Genomic DNA, 24615 nt, shown 5'->3' on the forward strand with positions numbered 1-24615 from the left:
GCGTGTGAACGACGCGCGCTGCAATCGGCTAGACTGGCAACAAGACTTGTTCTCTTCGGTCGCGATCCCTGCGGCCAAGCCCCCCAATTCTGTGAGGTAAATCCGTGGGTTCTGTTATCAAGAAGCGCCGCAAGCGTATGGCGAAGAAGAAGCACCGCAAGCTGCTTCGCAAGACCCGTCACCAGCGCCGCAACAAGAAGTAGCCGGCTGCTCCGTTCGGAGCGCCTGACGACTCTTCGTCCACCGGAAGCGCCTGCCCACTCGGGTACGGCGCTTTCTGGCGTTGTCGAGGTGATCGTCTCGTTCGCCGGTCGTGGCGTGTGGTCGCCGCGCGTCGAGCGGCGTCGAGGTTCCTCCACAGGCGAGGCCGGACGGGACTGATCCACAGCGCGTCGCGGCACGCGGTCCGTCGCTCCGAGATCGTCGGCGGTCCTTCGTAGGTTCTTCGCATGACCCGCGATCTCCCGCCAACCGTCCACCGCAACCGACGCGAGCTCGCGTACCGGGTGCCGTTCGTCGTCGAACGAGACGACGCACCTCGCTATCGACTCCGGAACGTCGGTGACGAAGCCGTCCACTGGGTCGTGCTTCGCCTGATCGGACCCGGACTCCTCGCTCCACTGGAACCGTGTCGCCTGACGCCGGGGAGCGCCCTCGAGTTCGAGGTGTGGGGCGCTGAGCTGGCCCGGGCCACCAGCGTGCAGGTGTCCTGGTTCCGTCCCGGCGGTCACCAGTACCTGTGGCGGGTCACCTTCTGACGGGCCCCACCGGCTGGAGGGGAGTGGCCTTCGAGGCGCGGGTCAGCGTTCCTGATCGCGGCGAGCAGCCAGCAGATCGCGTGCCGTCAGCTTGTGCGCCCGGCCCGGGTACATGTCGGCGTTCAGGCCCGTGACGAACGGGGCGGGGTCGAGGTCGAGCGCGGTACTCAGGCGGACGAGCGTCTCCACGCTGGGGTGCACCTGCCCCCGCTCGATCTTGCCGATGTTCGTCCAGTGCATCCCGGCCAACACGCCCAGGTCCTCGAGGGTCAGCTGGCGCTCGTTGCGAGCGGCCCGCAACCGCTCGCCGAGGATGGTCGCGGCTTCTGAATGTGTAGGCATCACTCAATGACAACGGACCTCGACCGGCGCATGCCAGAGTGTCTGAGCCCGGTGGGTTCGACATGCATGGTTCTCAACCCTGGGTTCAACGGCATCATCATTCCGGCATCGTGTCAGATGTCCCGTTGAAACACCACACGTGTCGGCTCCGTGGAGGTGCTCCGACCTCAGGCACCCCGTACAGTTGAGGAGGTGTCCACTCTGCACGTCACGCTCATCGGCAAGCCCGGCTGTCACCTCTGCGACGACGCCCGTGCCGTGATCGACGAGGTGGTCGCAGGCCTCCCGTCCGACGGCCCCACGATCGAACGCGAGGAGCTCTCGATCCTCGACGATCCGGCGCTCCACGACCGCCACTGGGAGGAGATCCCCGTCGTCCTCATCGACGGCAGGGTCCACAACTACTGGCGCATCGACCCCGACCGCCTGCGGTCCGCGTTGCTCGCCGACTGATCCGCACGTCCATCCATCCACATCGACCCTTGGGGGCCCAGTGACCATCCGCCACATCGTCAGTTGGAAGCTGGCAGCAACGGACGACGCCGAGCGCGACGCGGCGTTCGCCACCATGCAGTCCGAACTCGAGGCACTCGCGGGGTTCATGCCGGACGACATCGAGCACCTCCAGGTCGGACGCAACATCGCCTACCCCGAGAGCAACTGGGACGTCGTGCTGGTCGGCGACTACCCCAGCCTCGAAGCCCTGGAGCGGTACCAGGTCCACCCGGAGCACGTCCGCGTGGTGCAGATCGTCCGTCAGCTCGTGGTCGAGCGCTCTGCGGTCGACTTCCAGCTCGACTGAGCGGGGTGCCCGCAGGACTCAGGCCATGACGCCGACGGCGACGGTGCCGTCGAGCTCGTCGTCGCGGACGATCGACGCCGTGAGGCCCGCCGCCTTCATGAGCGCGGCGGTCTCGGGGGCCTGACGTTCGCTCGTCTCGATCATGACGGCACCGGCCGGCGCAAGCCAGTCCGGGGCCTGCGCGATGATCCGACGCTGGACGTCGAGCCCATCGGCACCGCCGTCGAGCGCGATCACGGCCTCGTACTCCCGAGCCTCGGGCGGCATCGTCGCCATCGACGCCGTCGGGACGTAGGGCGCGTTCGCAAGCAGGAGGTCGACGCGCCCCGCGAGCGCTCGGGGCAGCCCGTCGAACAGGTCTCCGAGCAGGGCGTGCCCACCGTGCGGCCCGAGGTTGCGTCGTGCGCAGTCCACTGCAGCGGGTTCGATGTCCGACGCCCAGACGTCGATCGGGCCGGGCGCCTCGACGAGGAGCGCGCTCCCGACGGCCGCGGCACCGCAGCAGAGCTCGACGACCACCGAACCGTCCCGGAGGCGCGGGAGGGCGGCGTCGACCAGGAGCTCGGTCCGTCGCCTCGGCACGAAGACCCCGTCCTCGACGACCACCCGGCGCCCGCGGAACGCGACCCAGCCGAGGACATGTTCGAGCGGCCGGCCGGCGACCCGTGCTGCGATCATCCGTTCGAGTCGATCCGGATCATCCGACTCGGCGAGGAGCAGCGCCGCCTCGTCCTCTGCGAAGACGCACCCCGCCGCACGAAGGCGTAGGACCACGGATTCGGCGGTCGCGTTCATCTGGCCCACCCCTCGCTCACGTGCGAGGACGCCGCACGGCCGGTGCGAGTCACGCTACCGTCGCGGCCGGGCGCGCACCAGAGCGATGGTCAGAGCTGTTCTGCGGCAGCGAGCACGCCGGGCAGCCAGGCGAGCGCGACGTCCTTCTTGCGCTCGAACCCGCCGTCGTCGTGCAGACCGAACTCACCGAACCGGGTAGCGCCGTGCTCGGTGAGGATGGCGTCGAGCAGCGAGCTGCCCTGGTTGTACGTGTCCTCGTAACTGCTGTCGCCCAGCCCGAAGATGGCGTACCGGAGCCCGTCGAGCTCGACGTCGGACTCCTCGAGCGCCTCGTAGAAGATCTGGCCGGTCTCACCGAGGAGGCCGTCGCCGTACGTCGACGTGATGAAGATGTGGATCTCGTCGGTCGACAGCTCCGCGGGGTCGACGTCGCCGAGGTCGGCGACGCGCCACTGGTGCTGTGAGCCGATGGCCTTGCCGATGTCGCCGGCCAGGCGTTCGGCGTTGCCGGATTCGGTCCCGTACAGGATGACGATCTGCATGGCGTCCTTCTTGCGGGGTTACGGGGCGAGGCGGGTCGGGCCGCGGAACAGGTAGGTGACCTCGCGGATGGAGGTCTCGTGCAGCATGAGCATGAGCACACGGGCGAGGCCCATGCCGAAGCCGCCGTGCGCCGGGACGCCGTAGCGGAAGAAGTCGAGGTAGAACTCGAGCTCCTCGGGCTCCAGGCCCTTCTCCTTGGCCTGCTCGACGAGGACGTCGACGCGGTGCTCGCGCTGCGCGCCCGTGGAGATCTCGACGCCGTTGTAGATGAGGTCGTAGCTGTTGGTGAGCGAGCCGTCCTCGGCGTTGCGCATGTGGTAGAACGGCCGGATGCTCGACGCGTAGTCGGTCAGGAAGACGAAGTCGTGACCGAAGGTCTCCTTGACGTAGGCCGCGATCTGACGCTCGCCCTCGGGGTCCATGTCGTCGTCGGCGCGCGGGATCTCGTAGCCGCGCTCGGCGACGATGCGCTTGGCCTCGGCCAGCGGGATGCGCGGGAACGGACGGGAGGGGACCTCGAGCTCGATGCCGAAGAGCTCGGAGATCTGCTCCCCGTGCTTGTCCTTGACCGCCGTGAAGCCGGCGACGAGGAGCTCCTCGTGCAGCTGCATGACGTCCTCGTGGGACTCGATCCAGCTGATCTCGGCGTCGACGCTCGTGAACTCGGTCGCGTGCCGGCTGGTGAACGACGGGTCGGCGCGGAATGCCGGTCCGACCTCGAACACCTTGCCGAAGCCGGCGGACTGCGCCATCTGCTTGAAGAACTGCGGGGACTGCGCGAGGTACGCCTTGCCCTCGAAGTAGTCGACCTCGAAGAGCTCGGCGCGCGACTCGCTCGCGCTCGCCATGAGCTTCGGGGTGTGGATCTCGATGAAGTCGTTGTCGATCCAGTACTGACGCAGTGCGTGCTCGAACGTCGTCTGGATGCGGAAGATCAGGGCCTGCTTCGGCTGGCGCAGGTCGAGGAAGCGCCAGTCGAGCCGCTTGTCGAGCGAGGAGTCAGCAGCGATCGGCGTCTCGGGGTTGGCGGCGGTGACGACCTCGAGCGTGGCGACCTTGACCTCGATGCCGCCGAGCTTGACGCGCTCGTCGTGCTTGAGCTCGCCGGTGACGGTGATGAAGGAGCCGTGCGCGAGGGCGGAGATCGCCTCAGTGGTGGCGAGACGCTCGGCGGAGCCCTCGACCTCCGGGTCGACCTCGCGGACAGCCGGGTTCACCAGCTGGACGGCGCCGCTCTCGTCGCGGAGGACGACGAACTGCACCTTCTTCTGGTCGCGGACGGTCTCGACCCATCCGGAGACGGTGACGGGACCGTCGGACAGGGCGGCCAGGTTCTTCACAACGACGCGTTCACTCACCCCGACAGCTTAGCCGTCGCTCGTGGCTCGGACCTGGACGGAGGTCACGGTGAATCCGCAGCTTGGGGAAACGTACACTTGGAGGGTGGTAGCCGACCAGATCCATCTCGTGCGTCACGGCGAGGTGCACAATCCTTCTCGTGTGCTCTACGGTCGACTCCCCGCATTCCGACTGTCCGAGCTCGGTGAGCGCATGGCGCAGGCCGCCGCCGACGACCTCGTGAGCCGTGATCGCACGGTGGGCGCGCTCTACGCGTCCCCGCTGCAGCGCACCCAGGAGTCCGCCGCGCCGGTCGCCGCCGCGTTCGGGCTCGCCGTCGTCGCCGAGCCTCGCGTGATCGAACCGTTCAACGAGTTCGAGGGCAAGCGCATGAGCCGCGCCCTGAAGAACCCGCTCAACTGGCCCAAGCTCCGCAACCCGTCCCGCCCGAGCTGGGGTGAGCCGTACGCGTCGATCGTCAACCGCATGACGGCGGCCGTCGAGGACGCCTGGCGCGCGACGCCGTCCGGCGACGTCGTCATCGTCAGCCACCAGCTGCCCATCTGGATGCTGCACAGCTCCGTGGTCGGGGCGCCCTATCGTCACGACCCACGGAAGCGACGCTGCGCCCTGTCGAGCATCACCACCTTCGAACGGACCGAGCAGGGCTTCCTCGAGGTCGGCTACGTCGATCCGGCGGCTCGTCTCTCATCCGGTGCGACCGATGTCGGGGCCGTCTGATGGCCCGCAGATCGAGGACGTTCGCCGTCGCCGCCGTGCTGGCCGTCGGGGCGCTCCTGCTGACGGCGTGCGGGAGCGATCCGCTCGCCGAGCAGTACCGCGAGGGCAGCAGCAAGGGGTATGTCGCCGGCGACGGCAGCGTGACCGAGGTCGCGCTCGACGACCGCGGCGAGTCGATCAGCTTCTCGGGCGTCGGCGAGGACGGCGAGCAGATCTCCTCCGCCGACCATGCTGGCCAGGTCATGGTCGTGAACTTCTGGTACGCCGCCTGCGCTCCCTGCCGTGCGGAGGCGAAGGACCTGCAGGCGCTCAACGAGGCGTACACCGACCAGGGCGCCACCTTCATCGGGGTCAACGTCCGCGACACCGCCGACACCGCGAAGGCGTTCAACGGCACCTTCGGCATCACCTACCCCTCCATCCTCGACGTCGACAGCGGGGAGGCGAAGCTCGCCTTCACGGGCAGTGTCCCGCCGAACGCGGTGCCGACCACGATCGTCCTCGACGCCCAAGGGCGGGTCGCCGCACGCATCCTCGGGCAGCTGCAGGACCGCACCATCCTCGACACCCTCATCCGCGACACGATCGCCGAGAGCGCCCCAGAGTGAGCCCCGGCGAGCTCGTCTACGGCGGCCAGCTCCTCGTGGCGATCCCGATCGCCATCGCGGCCGGTCTGCTGTCCTTCCTCTCGCCGTGCGTCCTGCCGCTCGTCCCCGGCTACCTCGGGTACGTCGGCGGCATGACGACGGTCGAGGAGGGGCGCTCCGGCGCGGGTCGCCGGCGCGTGCTGCTCGGCGTCAGCCTCTTCGTCCTCGGCTTCACCGTCGTGTTCGTGGCGATCGCGGCGTTCGTCGGAACGATCGGCGCCTGGTTCGTCGAGTGGGAGGGCGTCATCACCCGCGTCCTCGGCGCGGTCGTCATCCTCATGGGGCTCATCTTCATCGGACAGTTCTCGCGGCTGCAGCGCACGGTTCGCACCAGCTGGGCACCCGCCACCGGCCTCGCCGGCGCGCCGCTGCTCGGCTTCGTCTTCGCCATCGGCTGGACGCCCTGCCTCGGCCCGACGCTCACCGCGATCAGCGCGCTCTCCCTCTCGGGCGGCTCCGCGTGGCGCGGGGCCCTCCTCGGGCTGTTCTACTGCCTCGGTCTCGGCATCCCCTTCCTGCTCGTCGCGCTCGGACTCGGTTGGGTCACGGGGTCGTTGGCGTTCCTCAAACGGCACATCCGCACGATCAACATCATCGGCGGCGTGCTCCTCATCGTGATCGGTGTGTTGATGGTGTCTGGTCTCTGGTCCGCTTGGATGTACTCGTTGCAGGGGGTGATGAGCGGCCTTGTCACGCCCCTCTGATCACATCGATTCCGCCGCCCCGGCTCCGGCCGACGGCATCAACCAGCCGAAGCTCGGCTTCGTCGGTTGGCTCCGCTTCTTCTGGCGTCAGCTCACGAGCATGCGCACGGCGCTGTTCCTGCTGTTGCTGCTCGCGATCGCCGCGGTGCCCGGTTCCCTCGTTCCGCAGCGCTCGAGCGACCCGAACGGCGTCACCCAGTACTTCACCGACAACCCGGACCTCGCGCCCATCCTCGACAAGGTGCAGGCGTTCGACGTCTACAGCTCGGCCTGGTTCTCCGCGATCTACCTGCTGCTGTTCATCTCGCTCATCGGCTGCGTGATCCCGCGGACGAAGCACCACTGGCTCGCCCTGCGGTCCCGCCCGCCGCGGACGCCCGCGCGCCTGTCTCGGCTCTCCGCGTTCGAGCGTCGGAGCGACGACAGCGGGGCGACCGCCACCGAGCTCATCGACGACGCGACGAAGCAGTTGAAGCGCCAGGGGTACCGCGTCGAGCGCTACGACGCCGAGGGGTCCGCATCGGTGTCCGCCGAGCGCGGCTTCCTCCGCGAGACCGGCAACCTCGTCTTCCACTCGGCCCTCGTCGGCATCCTCGTGACGGTCGGCTTCGGCGGCGGCTTCGGCTTCTCCGGTCAGCGCGTGCTCGTCGAGGGTCAGACCTTCGTCAACACCCTGCTCGACTACGACTCGTTCAACCCCGGCCGCTTCTTCAACGAGTCGGAACTGGCCCCCTACAAGTTGACGCTCGACGAGTTCGGCGTCACCTACGAGACCGAGAACCTCGACGCGTACGGCCAGGCGATCGACTACCGCGCGAAGGTCACGACGACCTCGCCCGGCGGGAAGCCGCAGGACGCGACGATCAAGGTCAACGATCCGCTGCGGTTCGAGGGAACCGACGTCTACCTGCTCGGCAACGGCTACGCACCGACGATCACCGTCCGCGATCCCGAGGGCAAGGTCGTGTTCAGCGACTCCATCCCGTTCCTGCCGCAGGACGCCCAGCTCACCTCGCTCGGCATCGTCAAGGTCCCGGACGGACTGGCGGAGCAGCTCGGCATGATCGGGTTCTTCTACCCGACGCAGGCCGCGTCCAAGCCGCCCTTCTTCTCGTCCTACCCCGACCTCGCCTACCCGGTGCTGACGCTCAACGTCTACTCCGGCGACCTCGGCATCAACGCCGGCGCTCCGAAGTCGGTCTACGCGCTCGACGTCGACGACATGAAACAGCTCACGGGCGGCGACACCGGTGTCGAGTCGATCGAACTCACGCCCGGCCAGATCACCGACCTGCCGAACGGACTCGGCACGGTGTCCTTCGACAACGTCGCCGCCAACCCGTCGACCGAGAACTACGCCGGTTCCGTCAAGCGGTTCGCCTCGTTCGACGTGCACCACGACCCGACCCAGCTGTGGGTGCTCGCGTTCGCCATCCTCGCCCTGTCCGGCCTCATCACCTCGCTCTTCGTCGCCAGACGCCGCGTCTGGGTGAAGGCCGTGACCGGGAGCGACGGCACCGTCTCCCTCGAATACGCCGGGCTCGCCCGCGGCGAGGACCCCGGCCTCGAAGCGGCCGTCGCGGCGATCGCCGAAGCGCACAGTCCAACGCCTGTCCCGTCCGAACCCGAAGGTAGAATCACCCCGTGACCCTCGTCGAAATCTCGAACCTCTGCCTCTGGTCGGCCGTCGCCGTCTACGCGCTGGCGTTCATCGCCTTCACGTTCGACCTCGCGCGCCGCAGCGCCGAGGTCACCGCGGCGATCGACGCGGCCGAGCGGGCCGAGCTGGAACGGTCGGCAGCCGCCGAGGAACGCGTCGGTGCATTGGCCTCCGCCGCGGCGCGGACCGCCGCACCGATCGTCACGAGCGACGGTGTCCCGCGCAAGACCCGCCGTCCCTCGGACGAGCCCGAGCAGCAGGCGTCGCGCAAGTCGCCGAGCCTCCGGGTCGGGGTCTCGCTCACGGTCATCGCCTTCCTCCTCCACCTCGTCGCGGACGTGACGCGCGGTATCGCCGCCGGTCGCGTCCCGTGGGCGAACATGTACGAGTTCGCGATGACGGGCACGCTGCTCATCGTCGCGGTGTTCCTCGTGGTCATCGCGCGCGTGGACCTCCGGTTCCTCGGCAGCTTCGTGATCGGCCTCGTGACCGTGCTCCTCGGCCTCGCGACCGCGAACTTCTACGTCGAGGTCGTCCCGCTGCCGCCGGCGCTGCAGTCGGCGTGGCTCGTCATCCACGTGTTCGTCGCGAGCCTCGGCACGGCGTTCTTCGCCATCGGCTTCGCGTTGAGCGTCGTGCAGCTCCTGCAGGGGCGTCGCGAGCGCCGGCTCGGGCTCGTGCAGCCGACCCAGAGCTCGGGGCGTCTGCGCTTCCTGCTCACCCTCCCGAACGCGGAGCGCCTCGAGAACCTCGCCTACCGCGTCAACATCATCGGCTTCATCTTCTGGACGTTCACGCTCATGGCCGGTGCCATCTGGGCGGAGCGCGCCTGGGGTCGGTACTGGGGGTGGGACACCAAGGAGGTGTGGACCTTCATCATCTGGGTGATCTTCGCCGGGTACATCCACGCGAGGGCGACGCGCGGCTGGCGCGGATCACGGGCGGCCACGCTCGCGATCATCGGCTTCAGCGCCGTGATGTTCAACTTCGTCGTGGTGAACGTGTTCTTCAAGGGTCTGCACGCCTACAGCGGCCTGTAGGCCCCTGCATCGGCCCTCAGCCGAGCAACGCGTGCGTGCGGCGGAGCCGGTCGAGCCACCAGGCGGTCCGCTCCGATGACGCCGTGAAACGCTCGAGGAGATCGACGTCCACCTCGACGCGCCGGACGCCGATGCCGCCGTCCACGGGATCGAGCGGTGCGGTCGTCACGTCGCCGCCGAGGAGCGCGGTGGTGGCGAGGCCGCAGTCGTAGTCGAGTTCCGGCAGGGCCGCCGCGAGGTGGGCGCCCATGGAGATGCCGACGGAGGTGTCCAGCGCGCTCGAGACGACGATCGGCAGGCCGGCCTCGCCCGCGATGCGGAGCGCGGCGTGAACGCCGCCGAGCGGCTGCGCCTTCACGACGAGCAGGTCGGCGGCACCGGCGCGAGCCACGGCCAGGGGGTCCTCGGCTTTGCGGACGCTCTCGTCCGCCGCGATGGCGACGTCCAGGGAGGAGACCCGTTCCCGGATCTCGGCGAGTTCGGCGACGGTCGCACAGGGCTGCTCGACGTACTCGAGGTCGAAGGGCTCGAGGGCGCGGATGGCGTGCTCGGCCTCGTCGACGTTCCAGTTGGTGTTGGCGTCCACGCGGAGTCGTCCCTCGGGCCCGATGGCCCGCCGGACGGCGGCGACGCGCGCGACGTCGTCGGCCAGCACCTGCCCGCGCTCGGCCACCTTCACCTTCGCGGTCCGGCAGCCTGGGAAGCGGGAGAGGATCGACGGCACGTCCGCAGCGTCCACCGCCGGGACCGTCGCGTTCACGAGGATGCGATCCCGGTGGAGGGGCGGGAGGTCCGACCAGCCGAAGTCGATGGCGGCCCGGAGCCACGCGGCCGACTCCTGGTCGTCGTACTCGACGAAGGGGGAGAACTCCGTCCACCCGGCGGGCCCGCGGAAGAGGACGGCCTCGCGGGTGTCGATGCCCCGGAACCGGACGCGGAGGGGGATGGAGACCACGCGGGCGGTGGCGAGGACGTCGTCGAGGTTCGCTTGCATGTCCCCATCCTGCACCCGGACGTCGGAAGCCGTCGCGGGACGCCCGTGACACAATCGATCCCGTGCCGCTGTTCTCCCGACGCAAGCCGACGCCCGGCGATCGGCGAAGCATGCCCGCGGACGAACCGGCCGCCTTCTCGGTGCCCGAGCCGATCTTCGAGCCGGGCCCCGAGGCCGAGGTGCTCCCGGTGATCGAGGAATCGCCGGTCGGGTCCTCCGACGAGCCGCGCGATCCGAACGCCCCGCCGATCCCCGGGGCGCCGCCGGCAGCCGTGCCCGCGGCCGTGCAAGCGCCTGACGCTCCGGAACGCACGCCCGAGGAGCTGGAGGCGGAGACCGCCCGGTTCCGTCGTCCGGGGTCCCGAGGACGACGGACACCCCGGCAGGCCGCATCGCGGAAGCCGTCGTCGCGTCGTCAGCGGAAGGCGGCGGAGCGCGCTGCCGCCTCGCGACCGAAGGCCGTGGCGGACCGGGCTGACGACGACGAGCGGAGTCAGGCGGCCCACCCGCCTGCCGCCGGTGCGTCCCCGACGGGGCGGGACGAGCTCGGCGCGCGGAGTCGGGGTGTCGTCGCCTCCTTCTCCCCGCTCGCCCTGCTCGGCGCGGTGGTGGCCGTCACCCTCTTCACCGTCCTGCTGGCCGTGAGCTACCGGCCCGGCGAGGGGGCCTGGGCCATCCTCGTGGCGTTCGTCCTCGTCGTCGTCGTGCAGATCGTGCTGCTCATCGGGAGCGTCATCGTCATCCGCCGGAAGGTGCGGCGCCGCTGGGGCGTGCTGGCGCTGGTGCTCCTCCTCGTCGTCAACCCGGTCACGGCGATGGCGGTCGGCGGTCTCTCCACGGACCGGGCAGGGGACGGCTCCTCCTCCGCCGGCGGCAGCGGCGACGAGGAGCACGACCCGATCTGGGACACCTACCCGGGGTCCGCCTACGTCGACGCGAAGGAGACCCTCGACGGCCCGAGCTACGAGGACTTCGTCGGGACGTCCGACGAGATGCTCGCGGAGATCCGGACGGCGTTGACCGCCGAGTTCGGCTTCGACTGGGTGGAGCGACAGCCTGCCGAGACGGAGGTCGATCAGAACGGGTACGGCGGGGACTCCATGCTCTTCGAGTACACGGCACCGGTGTGGCAGACGACGACGACCGTGCGCACCTTCGAGGAGAAGTCGCGGGTCGTCGAGCTGATCCGGCAGGTGCTGCTCCGCTACGGCATCGCGAACCTCGACATGCAGAACGCACCGTCCTCCTGGCGCGAGCCGGGCGAGCTCACTGAGCGGTACGGCGGCGAGACCCTCGACACCCAGGCGCTGTGGGACCTGCACACCTACAACGCCATCACGGGGGCCGGGGATTTCCGGACGAGCATCGTCGACCTCACGCTCGACTCGGCCGGCACGGTCGCGAAGGACCGCGAGTTCGACGTCGACTACTACGACATGGCGGCGGAGGGCATCGAGCTGCACCTCGACTCCTATGCGCTCCTGAAGGAGGCGGACCGCGCCGACTACCTGGAGGCGCTCAAGCCCTACGCGGACCTCGACAAGCCGAAGTAGTGCCTAGGCTGGACGCATGAGCGATCGAGTGTCCGAACTGTTCGACCCGGAGATCTGGGACGTCGTACCGGGGTTCGAGGACCTCACCGATCTGACGTACCACGTCGCGCGCGAGGGGGGCTTCGTGCGCATCGCGTTCGACCGCCCCGAGGTGCGCAACGCCTTCCGCCCGCACACCGTCGACGAGCTGTACCGGGCGCTCGACCATGCACGCCAGAGCCCGACGGTCGGCGTGGTGCTCCTCACCGGCAACGGTCCGAGCGCGAAGGACGGCGGCTGGGCGTTCTGCTCGGGCGGCGACCAGCGCATCCGTGGTCGCGACGGCTACCGGTACGCGAGCGACGACGCCGCAGACGACGAGACGGCGAGCGGCATCGACGCCGCGCGCAACGGTCGCCTCCACATCCTCGAGGTCCAGCGCCTCATCCGCTTCATGCCGAAGGTCGTCATCAACCTCGTTCCAGGGTGGTCCGCGGGCGGTGGGCACTCCCTCGGTGTGGTGTGCGACCTGTCGATCGCGAGTCGGGAACACGCGCGGTTCAAGCAGACCGACGCCGACGTCGGTTCCTTCGACGCGGGGTACGGGAGCGCGTACTTCGCCAAGCAGGTGGGTCAGAAGTTCGCCCGCGAGGTGTTCTTCCTCGCCCAGGAGTACGACGCGGAGCGCGCGCTGCAGGCGGGCGCGATCAACGCGGTCGTCCCGCACGCCGAGCTCGAGCAGACGGGGGTCGCCTGGGCCCGCACCATCCTCGGCAAGTCGCCGACCGCCATCCGCATGCTGAAGTTCGCCTTCAACGCCGTCGACGACGGTCTCGTCGGCCAGCAGGTCTTCGCGGGTGAGGCCACCCGCCTCGCGTACGGCACCGACGAGGCCGTGGAGGGGCGTGACGCCTTCCTGGAGAAGCGCAAGCCGGACTGGGCTCCGTTCCCCTGGCAGTTCTGAGCTCCGCGACGTCGAGGGGTCGGCGGAGCACCGACGTACCCGGCGTACGCTGAATCCATGACCCGTCAGCTGCTCCCCGTCGACGCGTCCGCCTCGGCGATGCTCGCAGCCCTGGAGACCGCGCTCGACGGCTCTGGACCCGCAGTCCTCCCGATGCAACCCGGATCGTCCGCGGCACCGGCCGTGGTCGACGACCGGGTGGCCCTCGTGATCGAGACATCCGGCTCGACGGGCGTGCCGAAGCGGGTCGCCCTCTCGGCTGAGGCCCTCCTGGCCAGCGCGGCGGGTTCAGCGGTGGCTCTGGGTGGCCCTGAGGCCCACCGCCGTTCGTCCCAGTGGATCCTGGCGCTCCCGACGCACTACATCGCCGGCGTCAACGTGCTACTCCGGTCGATCGTCGCCGGGACCAGGCCGCTCGAGGCACCGACAGGGTCGTTCGACGCCCGGGCGTTCTGCGGACTCGTCGAGCGGCTCAACGCCGATGCCGGATTCGCCGCCCTCGTACCGGCACAACTGCGCATACTCATCGACGCCGCCGAGACGAGCACTTCCGTGCGTGACGCGCTCGCCGGACTCGCCGGGCTGCTCGTCGGGGGACAGGCCACCCCCGCCCCACTGCTCGAACGGTCCGCAGCGCTCGGCATCCGCGTCGTGCGGAGTTACGGCTCGAGCGAGACCTCCGGCGGCTGTCTGTACGACGGCGTGCCGTTCCCCGGCGTCGAACCCCGGCTGGTGAACGGAGAGCTCCTCATCGCCGGACCGGTCCTCGCCGAGGGCTACCTCGGCGAACCGGACCGCACGGCGACCGCCTTCCCGGACGACGGCGGTCGCCGGTGGTACCGCACCGGCGACACCGCCGAGCTCGTCGACGGCGTCGTCCGAGTCACCGGGCGGGCCGACAACGTGATCATCAGCGGCGGGGTGAACATCTCCCTCGACCGCGTGCAGGCGGTCGTCCGGTCGGTGCCGGGGCTCGCCGAGTCCGTCGTCGTCGCCATCCCCGACGAGCGGTTCGGTCAGGCGTCCGCGATCGTGACGGCCACCGGGACCGCCTCGGATCAGCACGCGGACGAGGCTCTCCTGCAGGCCGCCCGGGACACCGTCGCGGAGGCGCTCGGCCGCCCGGCGCGCCCCGCCCGACTGGTCCGTCTGACCGAGCTACCGCTGCTCGCGAGCGGTAAACCCGACCTCGTCGCACTCCGCTCACGCCTGGGTTGAGCCCGTCCTCCGCGTGACCGCGAGGGCCGGTTTGCAGGCGGTTGTCGCATAGGGCATGCTCTCCCATGCGCGTCGACGAGCGACCGCAGCCGGGGGACGACGACAGGTGACAACGGGGACCGACACGGGCGCTGCGCCCACGAGGCCGACGACGGCGTTCCGTGCCGACATCCAGGGGATGCGGGCGCTCGCCGTGACGGCGGTGATCCTCGCCCACGCGACCGGCTGGCCCGCCGGTGGCTTCGTGGGCGTGGACGTCTTCTTCGTGATCTCCGGCTTCCTGATCACCGGGTTGCTCCTGCGCGAGCACGAGCGTTCCGGGCGGATCTCCCTGCCGGCCTTCTTCGGTCGGCGGATCAAGCGCATCCTGCCCGCGTCGCTGGTCGTCCTAGCCGCGACCGTCGCGCTGGCGACGTGGCTCTTCAACGCGCCGCGGGCGCTCGCGACCTGGTGGGACGCGGTGTCGGCCGCGCTGCTCGTCTCGAACTGGCGCTTCGAGGCGTCGGGCACCGACTACTTCCACGCGACGGACGCCGCGTCACCGCTGCAGCACTTCTGGTCCCTCTCGATCGAGGAGCAGTTCTACCTCGTGTGGCCGGTGCTGCTCGTCGTCCTGCTCGCCGTCGCAGCTCGCGGAGCCCGACCCGTGCTGCGCTCGCGCATCGTCGTCGGTGGCGTGCTCGTCGTCCTCATCGCGGCCTCGTTCGCCGTTGCCGTGTGGCAGTCCGGGGCGGCTCCGCAGGCCGCCTACTTCGCGACTGGCGCACGAGTGTGGGAGCTGGGGGCCGGCGCACTCCTGGCCGTGCTCGCGCCGCTCCTCGGCCGGCTGCCGCTGGCGCTCCGGGTGGTCGCTGGATGGGCGGGGCTCGTCGGCATCGTCGCGTCCGCGCTGCTCATCACCGGGTCGATCGGGTTCCCCGGCCCCTGGGCGGTCGCCCCCGTCGCCGCCGCGATGCTGCTCATCGCCGCCGGGACCGGAGCCGGTCCGGCGTACCCGCGCTGGATGTTCCCACTCGCGAATCCGCTGAGCCGTGGCGTCGGAGCGATCTCCTACTCGCTCTACCTCTGGCACCTCCCGATCCTCGTGTTCGTGCCGATGCTCGTCCCCGACACCGCCCTCAGCACGGTCCCCGGGATGCTCGGGCTCATCCTCGGGGTCTCGGTGCTCTCCTTCCTGCTCGTCGAGCAGCCGTTGCACCGCACGCCACTCGTGGGTTCCTTCCGCGGTGACCGCGACGCCAGGGACGCCGCCTGGACCGCCTGGCGCGAGCGGTTCGCCTCCCAGTACCTCTACTCGGCGGTCGGACTCGTGATCGTCGCCGGGCTCGCGGTCATCGCCATCGGCCCCGCGCTCCGCATGCCGGTCACGACCGGGGGGCCCGCGGCCGTCGCGACACCGGCCGGAGACCCGCTCCAGGGCATCGCCGCTGAGCTGCAACTCGCGAACGAGGCCTCGGCGTGGCCGGACAACCTCTCACCGAGCCTCGACGACGCGATCAGCGCGACCTCGAGCACCAACCCCGCACGGGCCTGCTTCGACCTGGGTGCGACGCCCGACGACGGCTCGTGCACCTGGGGGGATGCCGCTGCGCCGAAGCACGTCTACCTCGTCGGCGACTCGACCGCGCTCGCCTACGCGCCGGCGTTCCGTGCGATCGCGGACCAGAGCGGCGGTGCGGTGCGGATCACCACCATCGGTCTCTACGGATGCCGCTTCACGCAGGACCTCATCCAGAACAGCGGCGCCGGCGTCATGGACGACTGCCCGACGCGGAAGCACGACATCGCCGAACGCATCGCGGCCGACCAGCCCGACCTCGTGATCGTCTCGAACGCGTTCACCGCGGGCCGCGCATCCGACGGCCGATCGCTCGACACGACGTCCATGGTCGCGTCGGCGCTCGCCGAGACGGCCGGGTACCAGGTCCCGGGCCGCGTCGTGTTCCTCGCACCACCGCCGCTCGGCGCCGACCTCGGTTCCTGCTACTCGCGGGTGTCCAGTCCGCAGGACTGCGCCGTGGGCGTCGACGCGGCCTGGAACGACTTCGCCGCAGCGACCGAGTCCGCGGCGGCCGCGGCCGGAGAGCGCTTCGTCTCGTCACTACCGTTCAGCTGTGCGGATGGTGTCTGCCCGGCGTTCGCCGGGACGACGCCGACGAAGTACGACAGCGTGCACCTCACCCCGGCGTTCGCCGAGCACATCGCTCCGGCGGTCCTCCAGACGCTCCAGACCGCCGGGGCCCTGTGACGCCGTCCACCCCGAGGCTCCGCGGGTAGACTCGCCGTCGTGGCACATGGAGCACGGCCGGCAGCGCCGAAACAGCAGAAGACGTCCGCACAGCGCCCCACGGCGGGTCGTGGCGCGAACGGTGGACGATCCGGCAACCCCGCACGCGGTGGCGGTCGCAAGGTCCCGCTCGCGAAGCCGGCGACCTTCGGCGACTGGGTCGGTGCGGCCCGGATCCGCACGCTGCCGATGGCCGTCGCCCCCGTGCTCATCGGCACCGGCGCCGCGACGATCATCGCGGGCCCCGGGGTCTACCACCCGGTCCGTGCGCTGCTCTGCCTCGTCGTCGCGCTCGCGCTGCAGATCGGCGTCAACTACGCCAACGACTACTCCGACGGCATCCGCGGAACGGACGACCTGCGGGTCGGCCCGAGCCGACTGACCGGTTCCGGTGCGGCGAAGCCCAAGACGGTCCTCACCGTCGCGCTGGTGTTCTTCGGTATCGCGGCGGTGGCCGGCATCGTCCTCACGATCCTCACCCAGTTCTGGTGGCTGCTCCTCGTCGGGGCGGTCGCGATCGTCGCCGCCTGGTTCTACACGGGCGGGAAGCGGCCCTACGGGTACTTCGCGCTCGGCGAGGTCTTCGTCTTCGTGTTCTTCGGCCTCGTCGCCACGCTCGGCACGACCTTCGTCCAGGTCGGGACCGTGAACCAGGAGGCATGGTTCGGCGCGATCGGCGCGGGCCTCATCGCCTGCGCGGCGCTCGTCGTCAACAACCTCCGCGACCTCGAACAGGACAAGGCGGTCGGGAAGCGCACCCTGTCGACGTTCATCGGTCGGATCGCCTCGAAGGTGCTCTACTGCGTCCTGCTGCTCGTACCGTTCGGCATCGCCGCGTTCCTCGCGCTCTTCTATCCGATCGCCTGGTTCACGATGTTCGCGCTGCTCGCCGCCATCCCGGCGTGCGTGATCGTGCTGTTCTCCACGACGGCCAGAGAGCAGATCCTGGTGCTCAAGCTGACGGGGCTCGTGCAGCTAGCGTTCGGGGTGATCTTCGGTCTGGCGTTCTTCTACACGCCCGGCATCGGCAGCTGAGGACGCTTGCGGTGTCGCCGCGCTCGCATCGAGCGCCGCGTCCTCGGAGTCCTCGTCGTCGTGCGGCGTCGGCTTGTCGCCGTGCCGACGGGCGTAGAGCTCCTGCGCGACGGTCTCCCGCGGGGTGCGCAGGAAGATGTAGGACACGCAGAGCCCGATGATCGCGGCGATGATCGCGGCGACCCAGGGCTGCAGACCGGTGAGGAAGACGAGAAGCAGGAGCGGCACCACGAACGCCAGGAGGCGGAGGATGGTGTACCGGACGGCGGCGGGAACGCGTTTCACCAGACAAGTCTAGGCGTCCCGCCTGAAGGCAACCCCAGGTAATCACGTCACCTGGCGTTTACGATGGAGACATGGTTCGTCTCTGGATCGGCCTCGCCGTCGCGGCAGTCGTCTTCATCGTGTATTCGGTGGTTGACTGCGCCACGATGCCGCGCGACCGCGTCCGTGGCATCAGCAAGACCTCGTGGATCATCGCCATCCTCCTCCTGCCGGTCATCGGCGGAGTCCTCTGGTGGATCATCGGCCGGGTCCGCGCTCCGAAGGCCGTGCCCCGCGGCTCAGCCCCGGACGACGACCCCGACTTCCTCAAGAAGCTCGACGCCGACCGCGCGCAGACGAAGCGCATCCGCGACCTCGAGGACGAGCTCAACCGCTTCGACGACGAGTCGGGCGACAGCCCGGATACGACGAAGCACGACGACCCCACCCCGGGATCCGACACGCCCGACGACGGTTCCGGCCGCAGACCGCCTGGCGCCCCGAGCGCCTCGTGAACCCGTCCGCCGCTCCCGAGCCCGTCGGCTCGGCTCCCTCATCGAGCCCGGCCAGCGCGTCCGCGTGGGCACTCCTCGACGCGCTCGTCGCCGCGGGTGTCTCTGACGTCGTCGTCTGCCCGGGTTCCCGGTCGCAGGCGCTCGCGCTCGCCGCTGCCGAGCTGGCGGCCTCCGGGCGGATCACCCTGCACGTGCGCATCGACGAGCGGGTCGCCGGCTTCCTCGCCTTGGGCCTCGGCGTCGAGACCGACCGTCCGGCCGTCGTGATCACGACCTCGGGGACGGCGACCGCGAACCTGCATCCGGCGGTCCTCGAGGCGCATCACTCGCGCGTCCCGCTCATCGTCCTCACCGCCGACCGGCCGGCCGAGGCGCACGGCATCCGGGCGAACCAGACGACGAAGCAGGACGACCTCTACGGGTTCGCCGCGCGACTCGCCGTGGTCGTCGAGGCCCCGACCGGTGACGCCGGTGAGCAGGACGCCGCCCGCGATCTCGCCCAGCGGGCGTACCGCGCCGCGACGGACGTCCTCGATCCGGGCCCGGTGCACCTGAACCTCGCCTTCCGGGAGCCGCTCTCGGGCGGCTTCGACCCGGTCGTCGCCGAGGCGGCCTCCGACGTCCTGGACGAGACGGACGCCACCGCGGAAGCGCCGCTCTATCCGGGTCGACCGCATCTCGTGCTCGAGCGCGGACCCAGGACCCTCGTCGTCGCCGGTCACCACGCCGGCCCGGCTGCCGAGCAGCTCGCAGCCGACGGCGGGTGGCCGCTCATCGCGGAGGTGTCGAGCGGATCCCGGTTCGGGCGGAACGTCATCGCCGCCTACCGGGAGCTGCTGCGCGAGGAGGACTACCGCGAGGCCGTCGAGCGCGTCGTCGTCTTCGGCCACCCGACGCTCAGCCGCGAGGTCCCGCTCCTGCTCCAGCAGCCGCAGGTCGAGACGATCGTCGTCGCCCCGGCCGGAGCCGAGGTCTACAACCCCGGACGACAGGCCGACCGGATCGTGTCCTCCGTCGCCGTCGAGGCGGGTCCCGCGGATCGCGCCTGGCTCGGAGCCTGGGTCGTCGGATCCCGCGAACGCATGGTCGACCCCTCGCCCGCAGCCCCCGATCTCGACGGGCTGCACTCGACGACACCCGCCGAGCGACTGGCCTCCGTCCGGGCCGAGCTCGACGCCGTCCGCCTCCCGGCCACCCGCGAGGTCCTCGTCGACGCGGTCTGGCGTGCCACCTGGCCGCACGACCGCCTCGTCGTCGGCGCGTCGAGGCTCATCCGCGTGGCGGACGGTCTCGTCCCCGGCCGCAAGATCAGCGTGCACGCCAACCGCGGACTCGCGGGCATCGACGGCACCATCGCCACCGCCACGGGGATCGCGCTGGCGAGCCAGGCCGATGGCGGTCCCGGTGTCACGCGGGTGCTCCTCGGCGACCTCGCCTTCCTCCACGACGTCGGCGCGCTGCTCCTGGACGACGGCGTCGCGCCGCGTCTCCAGGTGATCGTCGGCAACGACGGGGGTGGCACCATCTTCGACGCGCTCGAGGTCGCCCAGAGTGCACCCGGAGCGCTCTTCGACCGCGTCCAGTACACGCCGCAGCACGTCCGGCTCGAGTCGCTCGCGACCGCCTACGGGTGGGAGTACCGCTCGGCCCGGACACGCACGGAGCTCGACCAGGCGTTCACCGCGCCGGTGACCGGTCCCGTCCTCATCGAGGTCCCGCTGCCGCGAGCCTGATCCGTGGGGTCCTCCCGGGGGTCGACTTCCGACGCGACCTGCGGCCAGAATGGGCGGATGACGGCATCGAAGCACGCATCGACCTGGACCGCACCACCCCGAGACACGCTGCGCGTAGGGGAGGGGTTCAGCCTCGCCGACGTCGATCCCTCATCGACGCCGGGCTTCGACGGCGACAAGCAGCAGGGCAGGCTCGAGCTCGACGCGGGGGTGCCCGCCCTGTCCGAACTGCAGGAGCGACTCTTCGCGGCCAGCACGCAGGGAGCCCCGGAAGCTGTGCTCCTCGTCCTGCAGGCGATGGACACGGCGGGCAAGGGCGGCATCGTCAAGCACGTCGTCGGCTCGGTCGACCCGCAGGGCGTGCACCACTACGCCTTCAAGAAGCCCACGGAGGAGGAGCGCTCACACGACTTCCTCTGGCGGGTGGAGCCGCACCTGCCGAAGCCTGGTCAGATCGGCGTCTTCGACCGCTCGCACTACGAGGACGTCCTCATCGGTCGGGTGCGTCAGCTCGCGGAGCCGGACGAGATCGAGCGTCGGTACGGGGCGATCAACGACTTCGAGGCGGGCATCGTCGCGAGCGGGACCCGCATCGTCAAGGTGATGCTGCAGATCAGCGCGGACGAGCAGAAGGAACGGCTCGCCGATCGGCTCGCGCGTCCGGACAAGCACTGGAAGTACAACCCGGGCGATGTCGACGAACGCGAGCTGTGGCCGGCCTATCAGGACGCCTACCAGGTGGCGTTCGAGCGCACGAGCACCGAGGCCGCCCCGTGGTTCGTCGTGCCGGCGGACCGCAAGTGGTACGCGCGCATCGCGGTCCAGCGTCTCCTGCTCGACGCCCTCGAGGACATCGATCCGCAGTGGCCGGCGGCCGACTACGACATCGCCGTCGAGCAGGCACGACTCGCGGCGAGCTGACGCCGAGGGGCCTCGGCTCAGCCGAAGGCCTCCACGATCGGACGGAACTTCATCTTCGTCTCGACGAGCTCCGTCGCGGCGTCCGAGTCGGCGACGATGCCGCAGCCGGCGTAGGCCGTGATGTCACCGTCGGGTGCGATCTGCGCACACCGGAGGGCCACCGCCCACTCGCCGTCACCCGAGGCGTCCACCCACCCGACCGGACCGGCGTAGCGACCGCGGTCGAACGGTTCCAGCTCACGGATGAGGGCGACGGCGTCGCGCGTCGGGGTTCCGGCGACGGCGGCCGTCGGGTGCAGGCCGTCCATGAGGTCGAGCGAGGACGAGCCGTCCGAGAGTCGTCCGTCGATGTCGGTCGCGAGGTGCCAGAGGTTCGGCAACTTGAGGGTGAACGGGACCTCGCTGCGGCGCAACTGGGGGCTGTGTGCTTGCAGGGCGGTCAGCACCGACTGCACGGCGAACTGGTGCTCACCCTGGTCCTTCGCGCTCGTCATGAGTGCGACGGCCTGGTCGTGGTCGCTCTCGGCGTCGGGACCACGCGAGATCGTGCCGGCGAGGACGCGCGCCGAGACGGCACCCCGATCCACTCGGACGAGCGTCTCCGGGCTCGAGCCGATGAAGCCGTCGACCGCGTAGGTCCAGCAGTCGGGGTAGCCGAGGGCGAGGTCGCGGAGCACCCGGCGGCGGTCCGCTTCCGCGGGGAGGTGCCCGGCCAGGTCGCGTGCGAGCACGACCTTGCTCAGGCCACCGGCCTGGATGCGGGCGATGGCGCGCTCGGCCGAGTCGAGGTAGCCCTCGCGGCTCTGCACGCCGGGGGTCAGCTGGATGCGGTACTCCGGCCCGTACGCCGTGGTCACGGGATCGACGTCCTCGGCACCGTCGCCGAGGGAGACCCGCGTGATGAAGCTCGCGTCGGGGTACCGGCCGATGATCGTGCGCGGCACGATGAGGACGCTCGTCGCGGAGGACTCGTCGTCGAAGGCGAACGTGCCGAACGCGACCAGGCCGGTCCCGGGCCGTCGTACCTCGTCCGTCACCACTGCTGCGGCGCAGACGTCCCGCCAGGCCGCCGCGGCACGCGTGAAGCGGTCGGGGCCCGAGAACTCCAGGCGGAGCGCCTCACCCAGTCCGACCAGCCCGTGTCCCTTCCGCACCCAGAGGAGCGGCGAGGTCTGGTCGGCGAACGGGAGGAGCTGGCGCGGGTCGTCGATGGCGACGGTCTGGGCGACCAGTGACGAGGTCAGGGGAATGGTCACCGTTCAACCCTACGCCCGCGCAGGAGGGGTCCCTCCCCGCCGCAGCCCGACTGGTGGAGGGTCGGTCACCGCTTCGTCGGCGGGCCGTTCACCGGCCGGACGTCCCGATCGTCTGCAACCCGGTGACCCCGAGCAGCGCGAGTTTCGCCGCGTCCTCGGTGCCCGGTGCCGCCGTGTACACGACGATGCGCAGGTCGCCGCCCGGCGTGGACAGGACGTCGCAGTCGACGGTGATCGGTCCGACCGGTGTCCGCGTGACCGTCTTCCGGCTCGCCCGGTGCTCCGCGACCCTGGCCTCCGCCCAGCGCCGCTCGAACTCGGGCGACACCGATCGCAGCCGGGCCACGAGTCGAGCCAGCTCGTCATCCCGCGGGTAGCGCCCGACCGCGGCCCGGAGGTCCGCGGCGAGGTCGCTCGCGAACTCCTCCTCGTGCTGCTCGTCGAAGTCCGTGCCGTCGTGCCCCGCGGTGAAGTGCCGCCACACCAGGTTGCGATCGTCACCGACGAGGGCGGAGGGATCGCCGTTCACCGCGGCCCACAGCGGGTTCCAGAGCAGGATGTCGTGAGCGGCGGAGAAGACCGCCAGCGGCACGTCGCCGAGCCGGTCGACGATGCGCTGCACGCCCGGACCGATGTGCCGCGGGACGACCCCGGGCGGTGGTGGCGCGGCTCCGGCGACGCGGTAGAGGTGGTCGCGCTCCTGATCCGTCAGCCGCAGTGCGACCGCGAGGGCCCGCAGCAGCTGCGGCGACGGGTTCTTCGCGCGACCCTGCTCGAGCCTGACGATGTAGTCCACGCTGATGCCGGCGAGGGCGGAGAGCTCCTCACGGCGCAGGCCGGCCGTCCGTCTTCCCGGGCCGGCGGGGAGACCGACCTCGGCGGGGGAGACCCGTTCGCGCCAGGCCCGGAGCACACCGGCGAATTCGTCCATCCGGCCATTGTGCCCCCGGTGTCGGTCCGCATCCTGGTACTGCCGGTCCCCCTGTCGACCGGGGCCTGGCGGACCGACCATGCCGGGCGGAGCATGGACCCATGACCACCACACTCATCACCGGGGCCAACAAGAGCCTCGGACTCGAAACCGCACGCCGACTGATCGACGCCGGCCACACCGTCTACGCCGGCATGCGCGACCTGGGCCGCGGCGATGCCGTCGCCGCGCTCGGCGCCCACCCCGTCCAGCTCGACGTCACCGATCAGACGAGCGTCGACGCGGCCCTCGCAGTGATCCCTGAGCTCGACGTGCTCGTCAACAACGCGGGCGTGCTCGGCACGTCCTTCGGCGTGGACGACCTCACCCCGGAGTCGATGCAGGACGTCCTCGACACGAACGTCGTCGGTGTCGTCCGCGTCACCCAGGCGGCGTTGCCCCTCCTGCGCCGTTCGTCCCGACCCGTCATCGTGAACGTCGCCTCGGGGGTGGGATGGCCCCGCTTCCTCACCTCCGAGGAGGCCGACGAGTTCGCGGTGCCGACGATCCCGTACGCCGCGTCGAAGGCGGCCGTCATCACGCTCACCGTGCAGTACGCGAAGAACCTGCCCGGGTTCCGGGTGAACGTGAGTGACCCGGGCTACACGGCGACCGACTTCAACGGACACGGTGGCCACCAGACGGTGACCGAGGGGACGGACGCGACCGTCGCGCTCGCCCTGCTCGGCCCGGACGGTCCCACCGGCGAGTTCCACAACCGGCACGGACGCATCGACTACTGAGCGTGAGCCTGGGAGCCGTGCTCGGACGGCCGGCTCCCAGCGGCGCGGACGTAGGATGGACGGGTGAACCGCGCCGACCTCTCCAAGCAGCCCGAGCAGGTCTCGGCCATGTTCGACGACGTCTCGACGAAGTACGACCGCATGAACGCGGTCCTCTCCGTCGGGAACGACGCCCTGTGGCGCATCGCGACCACTCGTGCGGTCGGTCCGGCCGCCGGTGAGCGCATCCTCGACCTCGCGGCCGGCACGGGAACGTCCTCCGCGGCGCTGGCACGCAACGGTGCGCAGGTCGTGGCTGCCGACTTCTCGCCCGGCATGATCGCCGTGGGTCGCGAGAAGTACGCCGACCGCTCCGACATCCAGTTCGTCGAGGCCGACGCGACCGACCTCCCCTTCGCCGACGAGGAGTTCGACGCCACGACGATCTCCTTCGGCCTCCGCAACGTCGTCCGCCCGAAGGACGCGCTCGCCGAGATGCTCCGGGTCACGAAGCCCGGCGGCCGCATCGTCATCTGCGAGTTCTCCACGCCGACGTTCGGGCCGATGCGCGCCGCGTACAACCTCTACCTCGAGCGGGTCATGCCGCTCGTCGCCGGCGTCGCATCGTCGAACGCCGAGGCGTACACCTACCTGAACGACTCGATCCGCGCGTGGCCGAGCCAGCCCGAGCTGGCCGCCTGGTTGCGCGAAGCGGGCTACGAGTACGTCGCGTACCGCAACCTCACCGGCGGGATCGTCGCCCTGCACCGAGGACTCAAGCCGGCCTGAGTCCCGTCACCGTCGGGGTTCGTCTCGGCATTCCCGAGGGGTGGA

At 70.4% G+C, this 24615-nt stretch carries 27 protein-coding genes; 19 read left to right on the plus strand and 8 right to left on the minus strand.

All coding sequences use genetic code 11. The annotated features are described in order from the left end of the window. Window positions 1-104 precede the first annotated feature (104 nt). Together ITJ62_RS14495 and ITJ62_RS14500 are read left to right on the plus strand one after the other, a co-directional pair. Window positions 105-203 carry a 30S ribosomal protein bS22 gene (locus ITJ62_RS14495; RefSeq protein ID WP_003792170.1) on the plus strand — a complete coding sequence of 33 codons (99 nt, stop codon included), beginning with the start codon at window positions 105-107 and terminating at the stop codon, window positions 201-203. A gap of 246 nt (window positions 204-449) precedes the next feature. Further along, a complete protein-coding gene (locus tag ITJ62_RS14500; RefSeq protein WP_194603541.1) occupies window positions 450-758 on the plus strand; it encodes a hypothetical protein in 309 nt (102 codons plus the stop codon). A gap of 42 nt (window positions 759-800) precedes the next feature. Here ITJ62_RS14500 and ITJ62_RS14505 read toward each other — a convergent pair whose 3' ends face one another. Beyond that, window positions 801-1100, minus strand: coding sequence for a helix-turn-helix domain-containing protein (locus ITJ62_RS14505; RefSeq protein WP_191941815.1), 300 nt, complete (start codon window positions 1098-1100; stop codon window positions 801-803). Between the two features lie 192 nt (window positions 1101-1292). Between ITJ62_RS14505 and ITJ62_RS14510 the strand changes: the two genes are divergently transcribed. Continuing rightward, window positions 1293-1553 carry a glutaredoxin family protein gene (locus ITJ62_RS14510; protein WP_064294609.1) on the plus strand — a complete coding sequence of 87 codons (261 nt, stop codon included), beginning with the start codon at window positions 1293-1295 and terminating at the stop codon, window positions 1551-1553. Window positions 1554-1593: 40 nt separating this feature from the next. Continuing rightward, the gene (locus ITJ62_RS14515) at window positions 1594-1902 is read left to right on the plus strand and encodes a Dabb family protein (RefSeq protein WP_079706641.1); all 309 of its coding nucleotides are present in this window, start codon (window positions 1594-1596) and stop codon (window positions 1900-1902) included. 18 nt (window positions 1903-1920) lie between these two features. Here ITJ62_RS14515 and ITJ62_RS14520 read toward each other — a convergent pair whose 3' ends face one another. From ITJ62_RS14520 to aspS, 3 genes are all read right to left on the minus strand, one after another. Next, window positions 1921-2697, minus strand: coding sequence for a putative protein N(5)-glutamine methyltransferase (locus ITJ62_RS14520; RefSeq protein ID WP_194603544.1), 777 nt, complete (start codon window positions 2695-2697; stop codon window positions 1921-1923). Window positions 2698-2786: 89 nt separating this feature from the next. Next, window positions 2787-3239 carry a flavodoxin domain-containing protein gene (locus tag ITJ62_RS14525; RefSeq protein WP_124767400.1) on the minus strand — a complete coding sequence of 151 codons (453 nt, stop codon included), beginning with the start codon at window positions 3237-3239 and terminating at the stop codon, window positions 2787-2789. Window positions 3240-3257: 18 nt separating this feature from the next. Then, a complete protein-coding gene (aspS, locus tag ITJ62_RS14530; protein WP_085514014.1) occupies window positions 3258-4598 on the minus strand; it encodes an aspartate--tRNA(Asn) ligase in 1341 nt (446 codons plus the stop codon). An 85-nt stretch (window positions 4599-4683) separates the two neighbouring features. Here aspS and ITJ62_RS14535 point away from each other — a divergent pair, with 85 nt between their 5' ends. The 5 genes from ITJ62_RS14535 to ccsB are packed head-to-tail and all read left to right on the plus strand — an operon-like array spanning window position 4684 to window position 9370. After that, a complete protein-coding gene (locus ITJ62_RS14535) occupies window positions 4684-5319 on the plus strand; it encodes a histidine phosphatase family protein (RefSeq protein ID WP_194603547.1) in 636 nt (211 codons plus the stop codon). Continuing rightward, window positions 5319-5927 carry a TlpA disulfide reductase family protein gene (locus ITJ62_RS14540; protein ID WP_121292629.1) on the plus strand — a complete coding sequence of 203 codons (609 nt, stop codon included), beginning with the start codon at window positions 5319-5321 and terminating at the stop codon, window positions 5925-5927. The genes ITJ62_RS14535 and ITJ62_RS14540 overlap by 1 nt, the downstream gene beginning before the upstream one ends. Next, on the plus strand, window positions 5924-6670 hold the full coding sequence (locus tag ITJ62_RS14545) for a cytochrome c biogenesis protein CcdA (RefSeq protein WP_194603550.1): 747 nt from the start codon (window positions 5924-5926) through the stop codon (window positions 6668-6670). The genes ITJ62_RS14540 and ITJ62_RS14545 overlap by 4 nt, the downstream gene beginning before the upstream one ends. Beyond that, window positions 6654-8318 carry a cytochrome c biogenesis protein ResB gene (locus ITJ62_RS14550; RefSeq protein WP_079003290.1) on the plus strand — a complete coding sequence of 555 codons (1665 nt, stop codon included), beginning with the start codon at window positions 6654-6656 and terminating at the stop codon, window positions 8316-8318. The genes ITJ62_RS14545 and ITJ62_RS14550 overlap by 17 nt, the downstream gene beginning before the upstream one ends. Further along, window positions 8315-9370 carry a c-type cytochrome biogenesis protein CcsB gene (ccsB, locus tag ITJ62_RS14555; RefSeq protein WP_079706648.1) on the plus strand — a complete coding sequence of 352 codons (1056 nt, stop codon included), beginning with the start codon at window positions 8315-8317 and terminating at the stop codon, window positions 9368-9370. The genes ITJ62_RS14550 and ccsB overlap by 4 nt, the downstream gene beginning before the upstream one ends. Window positions 9371-9386: 16 nt before the next feature. Here ccsB and ITJ62_RS14560 read toward each other — a convergent pair whose 3' ends face one another. Then, window positions 9387-10364, minus strand: a complete 978-nt coding sequence (locus ITJ62_RS14560) for an o-succinylbenzoate synthase (RefSeq protein WP_194603553.1) — start codon at window positions 10362-10364, stop codon at window positions 9387-9389. A 110-nt stretch (window positions 10365-10474) separates the two neighbouring features. Here ITJ62_RS14560 and ITJ62_RS14565 point away from each other — a divergent pair, with 110 nt between their 5' ends. The 5 genes from ITJ62_RS14565 to ITJ62_RS14585 all read left to right on the plus strand — a co-directional run bounded on the left by ITJ62_RS14565 (window position 10475) and on the right by ITJ62_RS14585 (window position 17400). Further along, window positions 10475-11917: a hypothetical protein gene (locus tag ITJ62_RS14565; RefSeq protein ID WP_228498510.1), complete on the plus strand. Its 1443-nt coding sequence runs from the start codon at window positions 10475-10477 to the stop codon at window positions 11915-11917. 16 nt (window positions 11918-11933) lie between these two features. Then, window positions 11934-12860 (plus strand): 1,4-dihydroxy-2-naphthoyl-CoA synthase, encoded by a 927-nt coding sequence (locus ITJ62_RS14570; RefSeq protein ID WP_064294597.1) that lies wholly within the window; start codon window positions 11934-11936, stop codon window positions 12858-12860. 57 nt (window positions 12861-12917) lie between these two features. Then, complete coding sequence (locus ITJ62_RS14575) at window positions 12918-14078, plus strand: AMP-binding protein (protein WP_194603558.1); 1161 nt, start codon at window positions 12918-12920, stop codon at window positions 14076-14078. Window positions 14079-14184: 106 nt separating this feature from the next. Then, window positions 14185-16326, plus strand: a complete 2142-nt coding sequence (locus tag ITJ62_RS14580) for an acyltransferase family protein (protein WP_370581934.1) — start codon at window positions 14185-14187, stop codon at window positions 16324-16326. A 39-nt stretch (window positions 16327-16365) separates the two neighbouring features. Further along, complete coding sequence (locus ITJ62_RS14585; RefSeq protein WP_194603566.1) at window positions 16366-17400, plus strand: 1,4-dihydroxy-2-naphthoate polyprenyltransferase; 1035 nt, start codon at window positions 16366-16368, stop codon at window positions 17398-17400. On the opposite strand, the gene ITJ62_RS14590 is transcribed toward ITJ62_RS14585, so the two are convergent. After that, window positions 17341-17685 (minus strand): DUF4229 domain-containing protein, encoded by a 345-nt coding sequence (locus tag ITJ62_RS14590; protein ID WP_194603569.1) that lies wholly within the window; start codon window positions 17683-17685, stop codon window positions 17341-17343. The two genes, ITJ62_RS14585 and ITJ62_RS14590, sit on opposite strands and share 60 nt — an antisense overlap. Before the next feature lie 71 nt (window positions 17686-17756). On the opposite strand from ITJ62_RS14590, the gene ITJ62_RS14595 reads away from it, so the two are divergent. From ITJ62_RS14595 to ITJ62_RS14605, 3 genes are read left to right on the plus strand one after another with little or no spacing between them, the layout of a single operon-like run. Then, window positions 17757-18179, plus strand: coding sequence for a PLD nuclease N-terminal domain-containing protein (locus tag ITJ62_RS14595; protein WP_194603572.1), 423 nt, complete (start codon window positions 17757-17759; stop codon window positions 18177-18179). After that, window positions 18176-19912: a 2-succinyl-5-enolpyruvyl-6-hydroxy-3-cyclohexene-1-carboxylic-acid synthase gene (gene menD, locus ITJ62_RS14600; RefSeq protein WP_194603575.1), complete on the plus strand. Its 1737-nt coding sequence runs from the start codon at window positions 18176-18178 to the stop codon at window positions 19910-19912. The genes ITJ62_RS14595 and menD overlap by 4 nt, the downstream gene beginning before the upstream one ends. A 57-nt stretch (window positions 19913-19969) precedes the next feature. Then, on the plus strand, window positions 19970-20833 hold the full coding sequence (locus ITJ62_RS14605; RefSeq protein WP_194603578.1) for a polyphosphate kinase 2 family protein: 864 nt from the start codon (window positions 19970-19972) through the stop codon (window positions 20831-20833). Window positions 20834-20850: 17 nt separating this feature from the next. On the opposite strand, the gene ITJ62_RS14610 is transcribed toward ITJ62_RS14605, so the two are convergent. Next, complete coding sequence (locus ITJ62_RS14610) at window positions 20851-22089, minus strand: isochorismate synthase MenF (RefSeq protein WP_370581935.1); 1239 nt, start codon at window positions 22087-22089, stop codon at window positions 20851-20853. Between the two features lie 88 nt (window positions 22090-22177). Then, window positions 22178-23020, minus strand: coding sequence for a helix-turn-helix transcriptional regulator (locus ITJ62_RS14615; protein ID WP_194603580.1), 843 nt, complete (start codon window positions 23018-23020; stop codon window positions 22178-22180). Window positions 23021-23121: 101 nt separating this feature from the next. Here ITJ62_RS14615 and ITJ62_RS14620 point away from each other — a divergent pair, with 101 nt between their 5' ends. Next, window positions 23122-23802, plus strand: a complete 681-nt coding sequence (locus ITJ62_RS14620) for an SDR family NAD(P)-dependent oxidoreductase (RefSeq protein ID WP_194603583.1) — start codon at window positions 23122-23124, stop codon at window positions 23800-23802. A gap of 63 nt (window positions 23803-23865) precedes the next feature. Continuing rightward, on the plus strand, window positions 23866-24570 hold the full coding sequence (locus ITJ62_RS14625) for a demethylmenaquinone methyltransferase (protein WP_194603586.1): 705 nt from the start codon (window positions 23866-23868) through the stop codon (window positions 24568-24570). The last annotated feature ends 45 nt before the right edge of the window (window positions 24571-24615 follow it).

It is taken from the genome of Plantibacter sp. VKM Ac-2876, assembly GCF_015350715.1.
Taxonomy (GTDB): Bacteria; Actinomycetota; Actinomycetes; order Actinomycetales; family Microbacteriaceae; genus Plantibacter; species Plantibacter auratus.